Annotated in this window: 16 protein-coding genes, 1 tRNA gene and 1 pseudogene; 9 read left to right on the top strand and 9 right to left on the bottom strand. The window is 58.6% G+C overall.

Going from position 1 to position 18,024, the window contains the following annotated elements; translation table 11 throughout:
* Nucleotides 1-91 precede the first annotated feature (91 nt).
* Together ABDB81_RS13500 and ABDB81_RS13495 are read left to right on the top strand one after the other, a co-directional pair.
* The gene (locus ABDB81_RS13500; protein ID WP_346811529.1) at nt 92-433 is read left to right on the top strand and encodes a hypothetical protein; all 342 of its coding nucleotides are present in this window, start codon (nt 92-94) and stop codon (nt 431-433) included.
* 1 nt (nt 434) lies between these two features.
* Entirely contained in the window at nt 435-782 is a 348-nt protein-coding gene (locus ABDB81_RS13495; protein ID WP_346811528.1) for a hypothetical protein, read from the top strand.
* Between the two features lie 10 nt (nt 783-792).
* On the opposite strand, the gene ABDB81_RS13490 is transcribed toward ABDB81_RS13495, so the two are convergent.
* Nucleotides 793-1,140 carry a helix-turn-helix transcriptional regulator gene (locus ABDB81_RS13490; RefSeq protein ID WP_346811527.1) on the bottom strand — a complete coding sequence of 116 codons (348 nt, stop codon included), beginning with the start codon at nt 1,138-1,140 and terminating at the stop codon, nt 793-795.
* 247 nt (nt 1,141-1,387) lie between these two features.
* On the opposite strand from ABDB81_RS13490, the gene ABDB81_RS13485 reads away from it, so the two are divergent.
* Both ABDB81_RS13485 and ABDB81_RS13480 read left to right on the top strand, forming a co-directional pair.
* Complete coding sequence (locus ABDB81_RS13485) at nt 1,388-3,118, top strand: hypothetical protein (RefSeq protein WP_346811526.1); 1,731 nt, start codon at nt 1,388-1,390, stop codon at nt 3,116-3,118.
* A 270-nt stretch (nt 3,119-3,388) separates the two neighbouring features.
* Nucleotides 3,389-4,495 (top strand): hypothetical protein, encoded by a 1,107-nt coding sequence (locus ABDB81_RS13480; RefSeq protein WP_346811524.1) that lies wholly within the window; start codon nt 3,389-3,391, stop codon nt 4,493-4,495.
* A gap of 84 nt (nt 4,496-4,579) precedes the next feature.
* On the opposite strand, the pseudogene ABDB81_RS13475 reads toward ABDB81_RS13480, so the two are convergent.
* Nucleotides 4,580-4,663, bottom strand: a pseudogene (locus tag ABDB81_RS13475) (transposase); the annotation flags it as partial.
* 420 nt (nt 4,664-5,083) lie between these two features.
* On the opposite strand from ABDB81_RS13475, the gene ABDB81_RS13470 reads away from it, so the two are divergent.
* Genes ABDB81_RS13470 through ABDB81_RS13455 form a run of 4 tightly spaced genes read left to right on the top strand, consistent with a single transcriptional unit; the run spans nt 5,084 to nt 8,059 of the window.
* Nucleotides 5,084-5,356, top strand: a complete 273-nt coding sequence (locus tag ABDB81_RS13470) for a DUF2604 domain-containing protein (protein ID WP_346811522.1) — start codon at nt 5,084-5,086, stop codon at nt 5,354-5,356.
* A gap of 5 nt (nt 5,357-5,361) precedes the next feature.
* Nucleotides 5,362-5,997, top strand: coding sequence for a putative metal-binding protein (locus tag ABDB81_RS13465; RefSeq protein ID WP_346811520.1), 636 nt, complete (start codon nt 5,362-5,364; stop codon nt 5,995-5,997).
* Nucleotides 5,994-6,479, top strand: coding sequence for a Mov34/MPN/PAD-1 family protein (locus ABDB81_RS13460; RefSeq protein WP_346811518.1), 486 nt, complete (start codon nt 5,994-5,996; stop codon nt 6,477-6,479). Before ABDB81_RS13465 ends, ABDB81_RS13460 begins: the two co-directional genes overlap by 4 nt.
* A 2-nt stretch (nt 6,480-6,481) precedes the next feature.
* Nucleotides 6,482-8,059, top strand: a complete 1,578-nt coding sequence (locus ABDB81_RS13455) for an E2 ligase fold family C protein (RefSeq protein WP_346811516.1) — start codon at nt 6,482-6,484, stop codon at nt 8,057-8,059.
* Between the two features lie 231 nt (nt 8,060-8,290).
* Here the strand turns inward: ABDB81_RS13455 and ABDB81_RS13450 are convergent, their stop codons facing one another.
* Nucleotides 8,291-9,517, bottom strand: a complete 1,227-nt coding sequence (locus ABDB81_RS13450) for a hypothetical protein (RefSeq protein WP_346811515.1) — start codon at nt 9,515-9,517, stop codon at nt 8,291-8,293.
* Nucleotides 9,518-10,427: 910 nt separating this feature from the next.
* On the opposite strand from ABDB81_RS13450, the gene ABDB81_RS13445 reads away from it, so the two are divergent.
* Complete coding sequence (locus ABDB81_RS13445; protein WP_346811513.1) at nt 10,428-11,846, top strand: hypothetical protein; 1,419 nt, start codon at nt 10,428-10,430, stop codon at nt 11,844-11,846.
* 260 nt (nt 11,847-12,106) lie between these two features.
* On the opposite strand, the gene ABDB81_RS13440 is transcribed toward ABDB81_RS13445, so the two are convergent.
* The 6 genes from ABDB81_RS13440 to ABDB81_RS13415 form a co-directional block, all read right to left on the bottom strand.
* Nucleotides 12,107-12,955, bottom strand: a complete 849-nt coding sequence (locus tag ABDB81_RS13440; protein ID WP_346811511.1) for an AlpA family phage regulatory protein — start codon at nt 12,953-12,955, stop codon at nt 12,107-12,109.
* 448 nt (nt 12,956-13,403) lie between these two features.
* Complete coding sequence (locus ABDB81_RS13435; RefSeq protein WP_346811509.1) at nt 13,404-13,673, bottom strand: hypothetical protein; 270 nt, start codon at nt 13,671-13,673, stop codon at nt 13,404-13,406.
* Between the two features lie 177 nt (nt 13,674-13,850).
* Nucleotides 13,851-13,944: transfer RNA gene (locus tag ABDB81_RS13430), tRNA-Ser, on the bottom strand.
* A 172-nt stretch (nt 13,945-14,116) separates the two neighbouring features.
* Entirely contained in the window at nt 14,117-15,367 is a 1,251-nt protein-coding gene (locus tag ABDB81_RS13425; protein WP_137926290.1) for an aspartate kinase, read from the bottom strand.
* A 140-nt stretch (nt 15,368-15,507) separates the two neighbouring features.
* Nucleotides 15,508-16,842, bottom strand: coding sequence for a tRNA lysidine(34) synthetase TilS (gene tilS / locus ABDB81_RS13420; protein WP_346811620.1), 1,335 nt, complete (start codon nt 16,840-16,842; stop codon nt 15,508-15,510).
* A gap of 100 nt (nt 16,843-16,942) precedes the next feature.
* Nucleotides 16,943-17,914: an acetyl-CoA carboxylase carboxyltransferase subunit alpha gene (locus ABDB81_RS13415; protein WP_137926289.1), complete on the bottom strand. Its 972-nt coding sequence runs from the start codon at nt 17,912-17,914 to the stop codon at nt 16,943-16,945.
* Nucleotides 17,915-18,024 lie beyond the last annotated feature (110 nt).

The raw sequence follows: 18,024 nt of genomic DNA, 5'->3' as shown, positions 1-18,024 counted from the left end.
TTTCCTGACATCCCAATGAGCTCACCCGCGTATCCGGCCCGCCCGGAGGACCGCACTCGTCCTGACGTTTTACATTCCCTGGAGATAAACCATGCAACAGACTCACCTCGCCGCCGATCGCGACAAGCCGGCGGAAGTGCCGGGCTCGACGGCAGCCTTTACCCTACGTTTCGCTCCTGGCCACGTGCTGGCCACCCCCGCCGCGCTGGCGGCGCTTGCCCAGGCCAACATCACCCCGCTGTCCCTGCTGCACCGTCATTTGTGCGGGGATTGGGGCGATCTCGATGAGCTGGGCCATCAGCAGAACAACTTTGCGCTGGCGATGAGTGCACGGCTGCTGTCGAGCTACGCACTGCCCGGAGGCGGGAAGGTCTGGGTCATTACCGAGGCCGATCGGTCGGTGACAACCTTACTACTACCGGAGGACTATTGACATGGCGGCGGCCCACCTGCCGTCACGACTGCGCACACCTGCTTGCGTCATGCTCGGCAACGTCTTCGTCTCGCTGGGCGCGCTCACTGCGCTGAGCGCTGCTCGCATTCCGCTTGTCTACTTCCTGATTCGCCATGCGCACGGTGATTGGGGACAGATCAGCGACGAAGATTGGCGACGAAACGAATGCGCGCTGGCAACCGGAGACTACCTGCTATCCAGCTACGTGCTATCGACCAGCCAAAAGATCTGGGTGCAGACAACAGGGAACCGAGCCGTGACATTCGTACTGCTTCCCGTGGAGCAAATGAGCTTACCCCGCTTTTGGGGGGATGCGCTGCGATCCTAGGAGTTCTGCTCTAGCGGCGCACCAGCCGCGCGGCCAGGCGTTCGACGATCTCGACCACCATGGTCCGGTCGTTATGACTCAGCTTCGAAAGCAGCCTTATCAGGTAATTGGCCTGGTCGCTGGATCGGTTGCTGGCCTCGGTCAGCAGATCTGACGTCTCGCACTGGAAGATCTCGGCCAATTCGACGAGTCGCCCGATGGTCGGCATGACCACGCCCCGCTCAATACGCGACACCGCTTCGTTGCCAATGCCCAGCTGTTCGGCGACCTGTTCCTGCGTCAGGTTGGCGGCCATACGTTGCCTCGCAATCGCCCGTCCCACCACGCCGGCCAGTTGCTCCATATCCACCTTGCGCATGCCCTCTCCTGATCGACCGAAATAGTTGGGCATCGCCTTGTTGACATGAAGTGCTTTTTAAGTTGAATTTCAACCTTTTAAGTCGTTAACACGTTCTGATGCGTTGCCAGCATGGGACCCATCAACGTCCATTGCTAAATCTGAGAACGAAGAAAACACAATGAAATCAAAGCCATATAACTCAAACCTCCTCCGTGATTCGGCCTGCGGCCGGCCACGGCCTGCGCTGAAGACCAATGTCCGTGCAATGGGTCTGTCCATTGGTAGTGCAGTGCTCTTAACGCTGAGTGGTTGCGGCGGTGGCGGTGGTGAAACGCCAGCGGCAACCCCCGGCGGTACGAATCCCGATACGCCGGTGGTGACGCCGAAGATCTCCGGCAAGGCCATCGACGGCTATCTCGTAGGCGCCACGGTCTGCCTGGACATGAACCACAACAACGCCTGCGATAGCGACGAACCCTCGACCACCACCGATGCGCAAGGCAACTACGCCCTCGTAGCGCGCCAAGACCAGCTCGGTCAGACCCTGCTGGTGCAAGTCACCCCCGGTACGAAGGACCTCTCGCGTCCGGGCTATCAGTTCCCCGCGACGTTCACGCTCTCCCAGATCGTCACCGAAGACGGTCAACAGCACATCACGCCGCTCACCACCCTGGTGGCCGCGCAGATGCAAGCCGGCCTGTCGCAAGCACAGGCTACCGAGGCGGTCCGCACCGCCCTCGGCATCGCCGACCCGAACGCCGACTACGTCGCCGGTGGCAACGCCGACGATCTCGCCAAGGCCATCGCTGTGGTGGACAAGATCACGTCGTTCGCCACGAACGGTGTGGTCGATGCCGACACGGTGCGCAACACGCTGAACGCGATCGTCGAGAAGGGCGACATCGCTTCGGTCACGGCCACCGACGTGCAAGCCCAAGCGGCCAAGCCGGTCTACGCCGGTGCGAACGCCACCACGATCCTCGCGGCCGGCACTTATGGGTTCGCCGGCTATCTGGAGAACTGGAGCGGCTTCACGGGCGGTGCGATCCCGCGCGGTCTGGTACAGGAAGTCCGTTCGCTGCGCAACGGCCAGATCACCACCATCCGGCAGGAATACACGGGCGGCGGCTGGTCGTCGGTGTCGGCCGACAAATACGAGACGATGCAAGGCGTGTACGCGCTGCGCTCGGATCTGACCTGGTCGGCGTTCGTACCGGTGGTGGACTACCGTGCACCGCTGTCGGTGAACGCCGTCGGTGCGAAGCTCAAGGGCGTGGATGCTGCCTCTGGCATTAGCTACAACTACGAATTCCGTACCACGGACCTGTCGGGCCAGTCGCTCGTGAATGTCTTGCCGGCGAGCTCGTACTACACCGCCCTGAGCCTCAGCCAGCAGCTGCAGCAGCAGAAGTTTGCTGACGGCACGCAAGCGCTGGTGGGCTTGCTGTCATACGACCAGGATCAGATCGTCCTGCCGAGCTGGAACCTCATCTGTGCCAGCCCCCAGATCGTCAACGGGCTGGTGTGCGATGAGATCCCGGCGGTGAAAGAAGACGGTCGCATTCAGATCGTCACCGGCGACGCCACGCGTACGTATAGCAACGTCCGTGACGTAATCGGCCAGAACCTGACCGGTCGCTACGGTACGTTCAACGTGTCGCTGCTCGCTGACGGCACGATCCAGTACCAGTATGGTCGCGGTGGCCCGAACGGCATCGAGATCATCACGGCTGCTGGTGGCACCTGGTCGGCATACGGTCGCAGCAACGACGTGCTGGTGCTGAACCCGAACGCGGACGCGACCCGGATCATTGGTTTCGATCCGATCATGGGTCCGGTGCAAGACGGCGCGAAGCTCGTGGTGGCGCTGCGTAACGGCCACCTGCGCCTGGGCTGGCTGTTCCCGGCTGCCTATGCGCAGAAGAACTACCAGTTCACCGGTGGTCTGAACGCGCAGCTGTTCTCGGCAGTGCAAGCGGCTACGGTACCGCGTTAAGTCGCAGTAGCGAATCACTGATCCCGCACGAATTCCTCAAATTCAGCGGGGTCACGGGACCGATTCCCTGGGACACGACATTGCACCCCAGGGCTCTACTTATGGTCAGAGTTCTCGCACCCGCGAACAGTATAGTTGCGAGGCATGGCCGACGGCCTTTGCGCTAGTCCGGTAGACACGTAATACACAGAGTGTCGAGCGTTGCGGCGCATGTCCATGCCCCCTCATATTTTCATTTCAGCCCTCTGAACGGGGAAGAAGGAACCTTTAATGAAATCTAAAGACCGAACTGCAAACAGGCTCTCTGGAAAAATGATCTGCCAACGATTGGCTACAGCAATCATGATCCCGCTCGTCTTGGCCGCGTGTAGTAGCAAAACTCTGGACGCGCGAAATGCTGAGGTCGTCAACGGTAAGCTATACCAGCGCGGAGAAAATTCCCCCTTTTCTGGAGCAGTTACGAACGTCGCAAACGGACTGGTTTTCTCCGCCAGCCCAGGCTTCGAGCAAGTCAGTAACACTGTCGGAAAAGCCATCTTGTATTCCGAGCAAATCAGCTCCTATGACAGCACAACCATGGGCAATGTGCAGCAATACATGACGGCCATCGGCATGCACCCTCTTGTGACCAATTCGGATACAGCAGGCGTGCTGTGTGACGTCCGCGTGCGCGAAGGTCTTCTGGACGGGGCAGTGAAATGCAAGACAGCTCGAAGCGAAGACGTGGTCCTAGAAGCAGCGATGAGCGGCGGACAACTCAATGGAAAACTCACTGCGTACCGATATGAAAATGGCACTCAACATGTCGCCCTGACTGCAGGGTTCAAGGATGGGAGACTCGATGGCAAGGAGGAGATCTACAGTCGGCACGGCGACAAGCTCATTCATCGCATCGCATGGAGTAATGGTGTTGCCGACGGCACTGAAGAAGCGTTTGACGACCGCACTGGCAAGCGCGTGATGCAGGTCAATAATGTCGACGGCAAGAATGATGGCGAATACGTGGAGTATGCACCCGATGGTGAGCGTGCCATCCACCGGCTGAAGGTCGAAAATGGGGTGCCCGTCGGTGTCGAGGAAACGTTCGATCCGAAGTCTGGAAAACTCACCGGGCAGGCCCAATACGTCAATGGCAAGCTGCACGGGACAGTGAAGCGCTGGAATGCTAGCGGCAAGCTGATCTATGAAAGGGAGTTTCAGAATGGCGAGATGCTGCGGCCGGACGACGCTGTCGCTGAGTGCGCCAGCAATCGAGCCCAGGCCTACGAACAGGCCACGGGCCAACACGAAGACCCGGCGCAGCGGGATGAGTGGGATGCCTCATGCAGGGAATTACTGCGCATAGCCTCAAACTCGGCAACACAAGGCGCCAAGTAGTAGCAGGAACCCTGAGCGCCTGAAAGCGCTCAGGGTTCCTGCTACCTCTTTTTTTGGGTCATTGAGCCGATTTCCTGAGCAGACAGCCCGGATCTTGAGGAAGACGTAGTGGTCATCGCGGAAGCCATATGCCATGCGTTTGATTACCTTGATCCGGTTGTCGATGCCCCTTGAGGGGGTTGGTGCCCCTTGAGGGGGTTGGTGCCCAAAAGCCAGCGCGCGTGGGCAGAATGCCATGCAGCCGACGCGCGCACAGGCAAAGCGGGCCGATTCCGCTGCTCATGGCTCGCTGGTACCAATCTTCCCAAAACCGCCTGGCATAACCCGGACGCCAGCAGCATCCCCCTATAGTGGGGCGACGCTGAGATGGCAAGCGGGGAACAGCATAGTCAGCCCCCCCCTGCAAGGGAGCCTCACGAAACGAAGACCGCGCATCACCCGAACGGGGCAGACGCAATTCTGCAAGTTCAACTCGGTCCCAAGAGACTAGACAGTCATCTGGACGTTGAGTAGGATTATTTGTGTTCATGCAGATTTAGCGCTGTCGCTGTGTTTGTTCAATAACTATCTGTCCCAAGGGCGGTTTCAATGGCGAACAAAGATACGGACAAGGACGTCCACCTGAAAGTTGTTGTGAACGGTAAAGGCGTGCCGCTGAAGGCTTCCCCCTCTGACCTCCTGGGCTTGCTGGTCGAGTCGGCGTTGGACAAGGCGAAGGTTGCCGACAAGTCAGATTTGGATCGCTGGGTCTTCACCAATAGTACCGGCGAGCAATTGGATAAGAACCGCACTATCGCGAGTTTCAACTTCAAGCACGACGAAGAGATTTATCTGAACCTCACTGCGGGCGTAGTCGGCTAACCGGGATGTACACCGACCCTGCCGTTGTTCGCCGAAAGGTCGAACGCGAACTCAGTGACTTCGTCGAGCGAATCGACCACTATCGGTCACGCGGCATATGGATTCTCGAGTACCGGTTCCCGGAGCTTCTAGTTGCGTTCGCGACGCCGCACATCAAGCCCTACGCGCTGGCTCCTTACGCGGTGCTCATGGATTTGAGCAACTACGATATTGAGCCGCCGTCACTTCGCTTCGTCAATCCATTTACTCGGGAGCCGCTGAAGAGGCGAGAGATACCGACTAATCTTCAGCGACTCACATTGGAGGGGAACCCACAGCAATTGCCAGTGGTTAAGTTCAACCCTCAGGCAGGTGGAGTGTTGATGTTGCCGCCCACCATGGCGAATCAAGATTTGCTGCAAGCATGGGCCCCCGAGGACGATAGACCGTTCGTGTGTCTGCAAGGAGTGCGTGAGTACCACGACAACCCGGGCCACACGGGCGATCCCTGGTGGCTTCATCGCGCCAAGGGTATGGGAGGCATATGTCGCCTTCTGGACTTGTTGTCCAAATATGGCACCGAGGCAATGCGCGAAGCCGAGTACCAGATGAAGTTAGAGGTCCGAGGGATCATTCACCAAATTCCTGCGGAGCCGATTTGAGCGAACTGTCTGACGTCACTGAGGTTCGGGTGCCCCTGCAGGTCGCGCAGGAAGGCTACGAGTTCATGCGCTCGGCGGGAAGAATGCGCTTGGAGGGCATGGTTCTTTGGGTAGGAAGACAAGAGGACCGAACCTTCAGGGTTACCGAACTCATCATCCCTCGTCAGCGGGGGTTGAACACGCAGGATGGTCTGTGCGCTGTCGTTGATGGGAACGAGTTGCACAGATTGAACATGTACCTGTATCAGAACTCGCTGGAGCTCGTGGCCCAGGTCCACACCCATCCAGGCCGAGCTTATCACTCAGTTACAGACGACCAGTACGCAATTGCGACCACCATCGGTTCCTTTTCTATTGTTGTCCCGAACTTCGCCTCTGTAGATTATGCCCTAGCGGAATGCGCGGTTTACCGGTTGGACGCGTATGGTAGCTGGCTCGAGGTGGATGAGTCCGTGCCTCCGAACAAAATTGTGGTGACTTGAATATGGCGCTGGCAGACTACTTCGAGAGAAACGCTCAGGCGGCTGCGGCCCTAATTCAAGGCTTCGATGCAGCGCTGCTCGCATCGAAGTTGCAGGGCGAGGTTATCGGTGTCGCCGTTGATGAGAGCGTGGAGCTCAGCGTCGAAGGTCAGGCAGCGATTGACCTCACGATTCGGCTACTGGCACGCCTATATCCCACCATGGCGTTTTGTGGAATCGGGACGGTTCGGCCGGCATACGTTGACAGCCTTCGCTCCCTCGCCCGGTCTATAAACCCAAAGATTGATTTGGTTGATCGCCTCTCCAGTGCGACGAAACTGCTGGTATTCGGCAAGTCCGCGGTGAGTGGTAACGGAAAGGCGAACCGACATACCTGGTATGTCGGTTCCGACAATTGGGTTGCGCGCGTCTCGATGTCAGCCCCCGTGGGATCGAGCACCAGCCGCAACCCTCTTGGCGCAGGGGTAGCGGCCTGCGTGGCGGCAGCGAACGTGTTCAGAGCCGTGTTTGTACAGGAATTGGGGGCTGCGGCCTTTGATTCTGAGCTTTCCACATCGGTGTGGGACCTCCGTCCCGCTGGCCCGAACACCGCCAATCCAAAAATTGGCGTCATCCAGCTTTCCGATGTGCACCTCGTTGGCGCCGGTGCCATCGGCAACGGCGCGATTTGGGCTCTGTCACGCCTTTCTTGCCGAGGGACCTTGCACGTTGTTGACCCAGAAACGGTCACGGATAGTAACTTGCAGCGCTACGTCATGCTCTCGTCGGGCGACCGGGGCAAGGAAAAGGCAAAGCTAGCCCGCAAGTGGCTAAAGTCACGCGCCGGCTTCAAGGTCACTCATCACGTCGCCGACTGGGCCGAGCACGTGGCTCAGGTCGAGGATTACAAAGTCGACACGGTATTGAGTGCTGTCGATTCGGCAAGGGCCCGTATTCAGATTCAGGCCAGCTTACCTAGACGAATCTTCAATGCATGGACACAGCGCGGTGAGGCCGGCGTGTCCCGGCATGGCTTCCTAGGGAGGATGGCCTGTCTCGCATGCCTCTATGTGCCTACGGGTCACGCCGTTAATGAAGACGTACTTGTCGTGCGCGCGCTGCGCCTACCGGAAGACGAGCCGACGGTGCGGGATGTTCGTCGACGGTTGCAGCACAATGAGCCCACGGATCGTGCTTTCCTCGAGGGTATTGCCCAAGCGTCGGGGGTGGCATTAGAAAAGCTGCTAGGCTTCCAGAATCGGCCACTTCGCGAACTCTATGTTGACGGAGTGTGTGGCGGCCGTGTTATGGAGTTCCACAAGGCGGCACTTGACGCGAAAGCAGAAGTGCCCATGGGCTTCCAGTCCGCATTAGCGGGGATACTGCTTGCAGCCGAACTTGTGCGTGCCCAACCGCTGCCGCAGACGGTAACGCAGATCGACTTGCTGGGGGCATTTCCGGAATCGCCAGGAACACCGAGGATCAAGACCACTTCCCCCCGCTGCTTTTGTTTGGACGACGACTTCATCGAAATCTACAAATCCAAATATCCGGCCGAAGTTTCCGGCATTCATTCGCCTGCGCCGGCAGCCAATATCTGAGAGAGCAGACTACGTTGCTGAATCGAATGCCGCTTGGCCGGGAACCCGCCTCCACCAGGACGTCTCGCACCTGCGAGCGATCGTACCCACGTGCAAGTAGGGCTTCCACTTCATCGGTAAGGCCGCCAGCCGCGCAGTCATGGACTTCTCGAGCGGCCGCCCTCGCAGACGTTGAATTAGTTCGCCGTCCGAGAGCAGAGCAGCCGAGTGCCGCATACCCCCTGCGCCTCCTCAAGCACCGAATCCGCCCTGGCTGTCTTCCGAATTCAACTTCGCGCGCCTCCTTCCCTTCGGCCTAGCCCCGACCTTGGGCGGTTGGCTCGGCCAGAATGTCCGGTGCCCATCTGACTTGACCATCTTGCCGTAATAGTCGACCTTCGTGATATAGGGCACGACGTCTTTCTTCAGGATATCCAGTTTATCGTGTTGACCGTACCGAATCGAGCCAATACCACGCTTCTTATACTTCCGAACATTGCAGTTACAGGCACCACCACTGCCTTTTGTAATGACGGTTCTCCAATGAGCACAGATTAGCTCCGTGATACCACCATCCCGGCGCACGACGTCACCATTCAAGAGAGCCATTACGTGGAAGTGGTAGCCCTTATCCAGGCCGTATTCCAGTTTGATGGTAAATACCATGCCCTTGCACGCCCCACGCGGCAGTCGACCTTTGAGATCGCGCTTCAGGAACCGCCGCAATGCAGTGCGGTGCTCTCGAATCTCCTCGTATGACACAGCCCGCTCCCCTGATAGCTCTGGGTCGCAGTAATACTGCCCATATCCCAGGTCAAACCGTAGAACGAGCGCATGATGATTGACGCTCAGACATGCCTCAATCAAGGACCAGAGCCTTCCCTCGTTTTCCTTGGGCTGACGCTCGATAGCTGCACGCCATTTCTTGAATTCATCGCTGTTGCCCCCCTGACGAATCTGCTCCACGATCTCATTCGAGTATTTTACGTGTAGGGCTAGAATATCATCAGGAACGCAATTCTTATCTTCGCCCCACAGCCAATCTAGCCGAGCTATCGCGGCAAATGAACCAGTTCCATTAGGAAACTCCACTTCGCGCATCACTGCGTCGTAGTAAATACCGAAGTAGCGATTAAATTTACCAATCTCAGGATATTTGTCGATAATACGATCAAGGTCCAGCCTAAGACACCTCAGGAAACACTTTCCCCCCTTCGAAAGCTTGATGCTTTTCATATTCGGTCTGTCAGGGTGAACAACCTTGAGTGGCACAAGATCCAACAACCGGCGCTTTGTGTCAATCGCCAGCTTCACAAACTTGGTGATGTAATCAACGGCGCTAGCGATGGAATCCTCGTCAGGAATAAGCGTAGGCAACACCCCTTCCTCGGTATCCGCGAATACAAGAGCTTCATACGGCTCTATTGCCCACACCCCTTCATTATCAAAATCATTACTCGCCCACACTTTATTAGCCACCGTTACTCTCCTAAATAGCCAGGCCGCCGCTACGGCGTAGGGGCTTAGTGGCTAGCTCAGTTATGCGCCCTATTAGGCGCCCTCTATATCGAGTACCTTACTCGACGTAGCATTCAGGAGTTGTGTATTTTTTTATGCTAACTTGAATTGCGGCTAACGCCATATGGGCATCTCCGCCTGAGATGGCTATTGATAATTGACATCGAGATCAATGCCTGCCGTTTTCCAGAGACTGAAATACCAACAGAGACAAGTCAGACCCATTACCAATGAATGACAAACGCTAACTTGGCGGAATAGATAGATCCTAACAACGAAAGATCCGGAATTACCAGTTACCAGAAACGCCGAATATATTAGGCATTCATCCACTGGGATCTAGTAAATAGCTACCCTGAAAATCTGATTAATCCCGCCAAGTTAGCGTCGTGAATGTGAGTGGAGGCGCTCATGAGCCACCGCCGGAATCCTGGGTCGCGCGCCGGTCCCACTCCCTTGCACCAGTTACCCACCAAGCGGGCCGCGACCAGACTGCCGGCAGTCAGTACCCACTGCATCCGCCAATCTCCAGAAACTTTTCATGAGATCCGTACTGCTTGAAATCCCTTTGCCACAGCGGAAAGGGTGCTAACTTCACATGTTCAGGGAACGTTGTTGTCCTGATTCACCTTTGCTAGAATTCGAGCACAAAGTTATCCATACTAGACATGCCATGAGATCCGGGAAACGCGCCTCCGCCCCATTGCCACTCGCCTATCAGCTAACTCTGGGAAGACCAAGCCTAGAGGTTCAAGCCGACGTTTGGCTAGGGTTCGAACATTTAGTCAAGATTGGAGGGCGCGGCGACACTCTCACACGGCTTAACGTGCACGTTCGCGATGTGGTAAAGAAAGTGGAGGGGATCGTGCGCATGCACCGCTCGCAGCCGGAGGCTTTTGCCGTAACGCACAACCTCAAGGGCGAGTATTGGATTCAAACAGGTTGGGAAGGTCACGCATTTTTAGATTTGCTTGCGATATTCTGCACTGGGCGATCACAAGCGACCCAAATCGATCGAACCAGATATCAATTCCACCCTCATTTCAATCTATTCCTTGACGAGGCTGAAAGGGGAATTATCAGAGACGGGTGGGAAAGAGTACAGCAGATGCTGGCACCCCAGGATTGGAGCTCCGCAGTTTCCCTCTCGAGAGCTTTTCTCGGTCACCCTGGAATTGACGGCATATGCACCGAACTGAACGCACTTTTATCGAGTATATTCCAGAAAACTCAAAACACGCCGCTCCTGGAGAATATCAAGAGTTTTGAGCGCGCTGCAAAAGAGAACCGCAAAAGTCTCATGCAGTATGCCGCTCACCTCATTAAAGATGCACCGGCAACGCGCATTGCGGGCATCACTATTACAGGTACGGAAAAAACTGGATTCCACCCCATATCGCACAACGAAATCTGCGTCGCGCGTAAAGAGCTTGTCCGCTATCTTAAGAAGAAAGTTTCGCCGGCCAGCTATCTCGGTTACTCGGTCTTATTGCGCCATGAACCCAGCTCTGGCTACAGGCTTGACGCGTTCATATTCTTGAGCGACGACGTCCTCAATCCGGCAGCGAAAATCGTAAGCGAGTTGGCGGCGTACTGGAATGGGAGAATTGGCTCCGGTCGCACCGAATGCGCTGGCCGATTACGGGAAATAGAATCGCTCGACCATCTCTACGCCGATACCCTGAAAATGCTCACGATTGCGACCGAGCCGAATTTTTACTGCCGGGTAGCTCCACCAAACCGGGCGCACCAGTTCTGGTTAAGCCAGTCTCCCACCGGCAAGCTAACCGCGCGCACCCGTAGCAGAAAACGCAGCGCAGCGGCCGCGGAGAAGCGAGAAGGTATTTCTGGCGACGTGTTGCTGGACGATCTGAAACGAGAGGAAAGATTAAAAGAAGAACTAAGAAAATCGGGACGCTGGCAAGAGCTACAAGCAAAACATTCCCAGAAACGCTCCGCGAGAAACCAAAAAGGGGCAAAGCATCGCCTCAAAGCCAAGAAAGCGCCGGATGACGTTGACTTGCTCGCACAAGGTTGCATTCAATCGCCCGCCCGAGGCCGCACAAAGTCGTCGCCCAATACTCTGGATGCTCAGTCAGATAGCACCGCCAAAGTGAATGTTCATCCCGCCCCTGAACCGTGCCACACGGCCAGTGAGACACCAGCCCATATCGATCCGATACTGCGCAGGAACCCGCCCAGGGAAGTTGAGCGGATTGATAAGGATGGCAATCGGAAGGTGATTCAGGTTGAAGTTCGCAAGATAAAGCCGGTATCGCGCTCGAAGTAAAGACAGCGTCCCAAGACGGATTGCGCACAACGCCACCGTAATGAGTGGTCAACTACCCTGTTGTTGAGCAACGGCTTCGACAACCTAACAGGCCACCTACCACAAAAGATACTTCCCTCTGGAATGGCTCTTGTAGACGGCCTACGGGTCCACAGCGATTGCATCGGCAATTGCTACACCTACAGGCGAATGAATGCGCGACAGGATCGGCGCTGTAGGCAAGCGTAGTTTATGACGTGTGCTACGCGATTCCGCGCCCCTCACACACGGCCTATGGAGGCTTGTGCCAGAACCCAAGTCTTGACCGCTTCTTCGTCCCAGCCAACCGCACCGCCGGTCGCCCCCAATGGAAAGGAACACGGGAAAGTGGGATCGTAGTGAGCTGAACGCGAGTCCATGCGGTTGTAGATTGAACTACGTCCAAGCCCTGTCAGTTCCATGACCCGACGCAGGCGCGCAACCTTGCCAACCGGCATTTTCTCGACGGGAGGCTGGTCTGCCGAGCGGCTCGCACCCCCATCGCTTTCCGGCATACGCCGCTCACCTGATTTGCTGTTGGCCCGCTTCTCCACGACTTCTACCGTTGTGTCGACAGCCCCTCTCAGGGAAGTTCGCCCCGCCAACGGCATAGCAGCCGAGGCACCTACTCGCCCCGGCCCCCTCCATTGGTTTGCATCTCGCGCTTCGTGTTCTACAGCCTTGCCATCATGCGCGAGGCCACACCGTTCCAGGTACGCGCTCGCCTGAGCTCGCGGAATAAAGCTGCCCATTGCAAGCACGGGAACCGGGACATACCGGCTGTCGACGGCGGCCACCCTACCAGCAGCAAATTCGTCCTGTAGTGCTTTCCGTTGGCGCGTCAGCACCATCGCCTGTTCGGCCTTGCGCCGCTCAAGGTCCGCCGCCGTCAGCAGAACCGGCTCCCACGCCGGTCGCTTCTCCAGACGACGATAGGCATCCAGAAATGCTGCCACCTCTTCGTCCGACATCGGGTAACGCAGGGGGGGCAACTGCGGAAGCTGCCCCTCAAGCCAGATCCGCTCGCTGTCGGTCAAGGCGAACGGCAACCAAACTTCTTCAACTTTGAATTGCCAAGGGTCTACTGGCACGTACGGGACACCGCCCGTGGCTTCCCTCTGTTGGTCGTGAATCGACAACTGATCGAGTGTGCGCCCCTCCTCGGCAATCGGCTTCGTCTCCGACCCAGCCCCAGGAAACCACCCCTGGCCATCCTGAGATGGAGGCGCAGCATAACCGTGCTTTGCTCTCGTCCCGACAACGCATTCAATCCCCTCGATTGGTCTCTCGTCGACCGGGCAGATGGCCCGAGCTATCGCCAGACAAAAGCCCGAAAACTCAATCAAGGGATCAGAAGGCAATTCGACGCGGGCTCGCACACGTTCCTCTTGGTATTGGTGGTCAATTCCTGGGAGTATACGAGCGAACGAATTACACCGTCGATCATACGTGCGGAAGTCCCTGGCCGGCTCAAGCTACGATCAACGAGACGGCAAACAGCTTGCTGATAGCATACTCATTAGGCCCACCGTCCCTGCCCTACGCTTGTGCAGATTGTCGTTTGGCATGCCGCTTAAGGCTGGGGCCCCTCTCGACATTTTCCAGACCAATATGGTCAGCGACCCAACCGAACTGATGCTCGCGCACCTGCATCCTGGTACGCGTCAACGCCCGAAGCACCGCATCGCTCAGTGCCGCATTACCAATTAACCCTGCCACCGCATGATGCGCGAGAATATCAAGTGTTGTACCTAGCCTTAGTGAGTCAAAGCGCTCAGTGGCGACGTTTGATGATTCGGGACGGCTCACGCTGGCCTGCAGGGTCGCCAGAAAACGCCCGCACCTTTGAGTAGGGCCCCCGTCGGATTGGTGGACACACCAGGAGCGGTCGACTTCCTAGGGCGAAGCCTCTGATGGGCTAGCTGATGGGCCAGAAAAACAAAAACCCCGGAAGACCGCGATCTTCCGGGGTTTCGCCGCCATTTCTGGCGGAGACGGAGGGATTCGAACCCTCGATCCGGGTTTTAGCCCAGATGCTCCCTTAGCAGGGGAGTGCCTTCGACCTCTCGGCCACGTCTCCCAAACCTGCGTTGTGCGAGGGAGGCCACACAACGAAGCGCGTATTCTAGCGAGGCAGGTGCGAGTGGTCAATGAATTTTCGATGACTCGTGACAAAAATCACCGCATTCGTCATCGCATTCCAGGACCATAAACCGCGAGTCCCCGCCACGCCAGAAAACTTCAGAACCGGATCACGCCTGATCGAGTTCGAACACCTTGTGCAGCGCGCGCACGGCGAGCTCCATGTACTTCTCGTCGATCAGCACCGAGATCTTGATTTCCGACGTGGAGATCATCTGGATGTTGATACCCTCTTCCGACAGCGTGCGGAACATCTTGCTGGCGATGCCAACGTGCGAGCGCATGCCAACGCCCACCACCGAGACCTTCGACACCTTCGGGTCGCCCGAGATATTGGCCGCGCCGATATGGGCCTTCACGCTGTCGTTCAGGATCGTCAGCGCGCGTTGATAGTCGCCGCGCGGCACCGTGAACGTGAAGTCGGTCTTGCCGTCCACGGACTGGTTCTGGATGATCATGTCGACGTCGATATTGGCGTCGGCGATCGGGCCCAGGATCTGGTAGGCGATGCCCGGCTTGTCAGGCACGCCCAGCACGGTGATCTTGGCCTCGTCGCGGGCAAAGGCGATGCCGGAGATGACGGCTGCTTCCATTTCAGAATCTTCCTCAAAAGTAATCAGCGTGCCCGAGTGCATTTCCTGCTCGAGCGGCAACAGGGGGTCGGTCAGCGACGACAGCACGCGCGTCTTCACGCGGTACTTGCCGGCGAACTCCACCGAGCGGATCTGCAGCACCTTGGAGCCCAGGCTGGCCATTTCCAGCATTTCCTCGAAGGTGATCTTGTCCAGTCGGCGGGCGTCCTCGACCACGCGCGGATCGGTCGTGTACACGCCATCCACGTCGGTATAGATCAGGCACTCGTCAGCCTCGATGGCAGCGGCAATGGCCACAGCCGAGGTGTCCGAACCGCCACGGCCCAGCGTGGTGATATTGCCGTCGTCGTCGATACCCTGGAAGCCGGTGATGACCACCACCTTGCCTTGCTCCAGGTCACCGAGGATGCGCTCGTCATCGATCGATTCGATGCGGGCCTTGGTGTAGGCCGAGTCGGTCTTCACCGGCACCTGCCACCCCGTGTAGCTGACCGCATCGATGCCTTCGCCGTGCATGGCGATGGCAAGCAGTGCCACGCTGGCCTGCTCGCCCGTGGAGGCCAGCATGTCCAGCTCGCGCGGGTCCGGCTGCGCGGAAATTTCCTTGGCGAGCCCAAGCAGGCGATTGGTCTCGCCCGACATGGCCGAAGGCACCACGACTACGCGGTGACCGGCGCGGTGCCACTTGGCTACGCGCTTGGCGACATTCTTGATGCGTTCCGTGGAACCCATCGAAGTGCCGCCGTATTTGTGAACGATGAGAGCCATCTTCTATCGACGCCAGCGGTTGTGCAAACCGTCGAAGATATACGATCCGGGCTTGCCAGTAAAGGCACGGAGGCCGGAAACAGCCCTGAAAAAGCCCCGTATTTGCAAATTTTCTTGTGAATAATTTTCACAAGAAGGATTCACAAGACGTGTCCGGCGCGCAAGGACGGCAGTTCTTTCCACTCCACTCGCCAGCGTGGCGCGCTTGCTGCGTCTGCCGGCCAGCGCCGCTGCATACCAAGGCCGGCGACCATCACGAGCACCGCGTCGGCAGCCGTTCCGCTCCAAAGCAGGGGCAGAAACGTCCGACGCCAGGCAGGGACTCCCGCCTCCTGGTAAGCCTGCTTGAGCGCGCGGGCCGGGCCGCCGGGCCGCAGCACGATGCGCTCGCCGCCCGCCCTGGCGGCAAGGCGCAGCGGCTGCTCCATCACCGCCTGCGGCACACCAAAATCGTCATCGCGCGTGATATGGAGTTCGCCACGCCACGCTGGCACCACGATGCGAGACTCGCCTCGCCAATCGAACAGGAACGGCGCGGGCGTCTCGGCCGGCACGGCACGGCAGGCCAGCACCCGATCGCGAAAGCGGCGCAGGACGAGGCCGTCGTGCGCGATGGCCGGCTCGCCGCCGCCATGCTGGATCAACTGGGCCCGCATCGCGGCCAGACGTGCGGTAGTGGGCGGCTGCGCGCCGAGGTCACGCAGCCAGTGGCGCAGCACTGCATCGGCATGTTCCGATGGCAAGGCGCGCAGGCCAGACAGTTCGAGTTCGGAAAGGGTGTCGGCGTCGCGACCGGACTTGACGAGGTGCGCGAGCGTGCTGGCTGCCTGTGCATCGAGCATGGCAGCAGCCTGCCCGAAATGCGCAGCGGCCTGCATCACGTTCCCATCGAGACCGGGAAATGCCTGACGGAGTTGAGGAAGCTGGGCACGCAGCGCATTGCGCGCGAAGCGTGTATCGGTGTTGGAGGGGTCATCGATCCACGATAACGACTGGGCCGCGCAATACGCCTCGATATCCATGCGCGGCACATCGAGCCAGGGACGCAGCAACTGCACGTCGCCCCGGGCATCGAGCGGTCGGCGCATGGGCATGCCGGCCATACCCGCCACGCCGGTTCCACGGAACAGGCGCAGCAGCACCGTTTCCACCTGATCGTCGCGATGATGGGCGAAGAGCAGCAGCGTGGCGCCCTGCTCGCGGCACATGTGTCCAAGCGCCTCGTAGCGGGCCCGACGCGCGGCGGCTTCGATGCCCTCCCCCGCTTTCGCTTCGACCGCAACACGCGCGGTCAAAAGCGGCACCTGCCAGCCCGCGCAGAGTTGATCGCAGAAAGCGCTCCACGCATCGGCCTGCACCTGCAGGCCATGATGGACATGCAGCGCGACAAGACGCACCAATGGGAACGATTCGGCCAGTGCAGCGCGTGTGGCGTGGAGCAGTGCCACGGAATCGCGGCCGCCAGACAGCGCCACGGCCACCGTCACTGGCGTGGGACCGCCAGAAACAACAAAGGCCGCACCGGCCTGGAGAGCCTGTGCGACCTTTGCGGTCAAAGATTGTTCAGCGTTCACTTCACTCCTGGACGCCGGTTTCCTTGAACTTGCCATACGCCATCAGGCGTTCGTGGCGGCGCGCCTGCAGTTCCTTGACGCTCATGCCCTGGAACTGACGCAGCGACTCGGCCAGCGAGCGCTTGAGCATGGCGGCCATGCCTTTCGGATCGCGGTGCGCGCCGCCCAGCGGCTCGCTCACGATCTTGTCGATCAGACCCAGCGCCTTCAGACGATGCGCGGTCAGGCCCAGTGCCTCGGCAGCTTCCGGTGCCTTCTCGGCCGTCTTCCACAGAATGGACGCGCAGCCTTCCGGCGAGATCACGGCGTACGTGGCGAACTGCGTCATCTGCACGACGTCGCCCACGGCAATCGCCAGCGCACCGCCCGAGCCGCCTTCGCCAATGATCGTCGCGATCAGCGGCACACGCAGGCCAGCCATCACGAACAGGTTATGGCCGATGGCTTCGGACTGGCCGCGCTCTTCGGCGTCGATACCCGGGAACGCGCCCGGCGTGTCGACAAACGTGAAGATCGGCAGGCCGAACTTGTCGGCCAGTTCCATCAGGCGCTTGGCCTTGCGGTAGCCCTCGGGCTTGGACATGCCGAAGTTGCGCAGCGCGCGCTCCTTCGTGTCACGACCCTTCTGGTGGCCAATCACCATGCAAGCCTGGCCGTTGAAGCGGGCCAGGCCGCCAACGATCGACAGGTCGTCCGCGAATGCGCGGTCGCCATGGAGTTCGTGGAAGTCAGTGAAGATCTCGCGCACGTAGTCCAGCGTGTAAGGACGCTGGGGGTGGCGGGCAATCTGCGCAACCTGCCACGGGGTCAGGTTGGCGTAAATATCCTTGGTCAGTTGCTGGCTCTTGCCAGCCAGCCGCGAAATCTCTTCGGAAATGTCGACAGCCGAATCGTCCTGCACGAAACGCAGTTCTTCGATTTTTGCCTCGAGCTCGGCAATCGGCTGCTCGAAATCCAGGAAGGTAGTTTTCATAAAGCGCGGACCTGTCTGTGAAGGGGCGCATTCTACCGGAAAATTTGCCGGTTACTGCCACCCAATATGTTGATTCTTATGCGCTTTTAGCAGGAATCAACGCCGTCACT

This window comes from Cupriavidus sp. DL-D2, from assembly GCF_039710735.1.
Lineage (GTDB): Bacteria > Pseudomonadota > Gammaproteobacteria > Burkholderiales > Burkholderiaceae > Cupriavidus.
The sequence above is the reverse complement of the archived record's forward strand: the minus strand, read 5'-3'. Positions and strand labels throughout refer to the sequence as shown.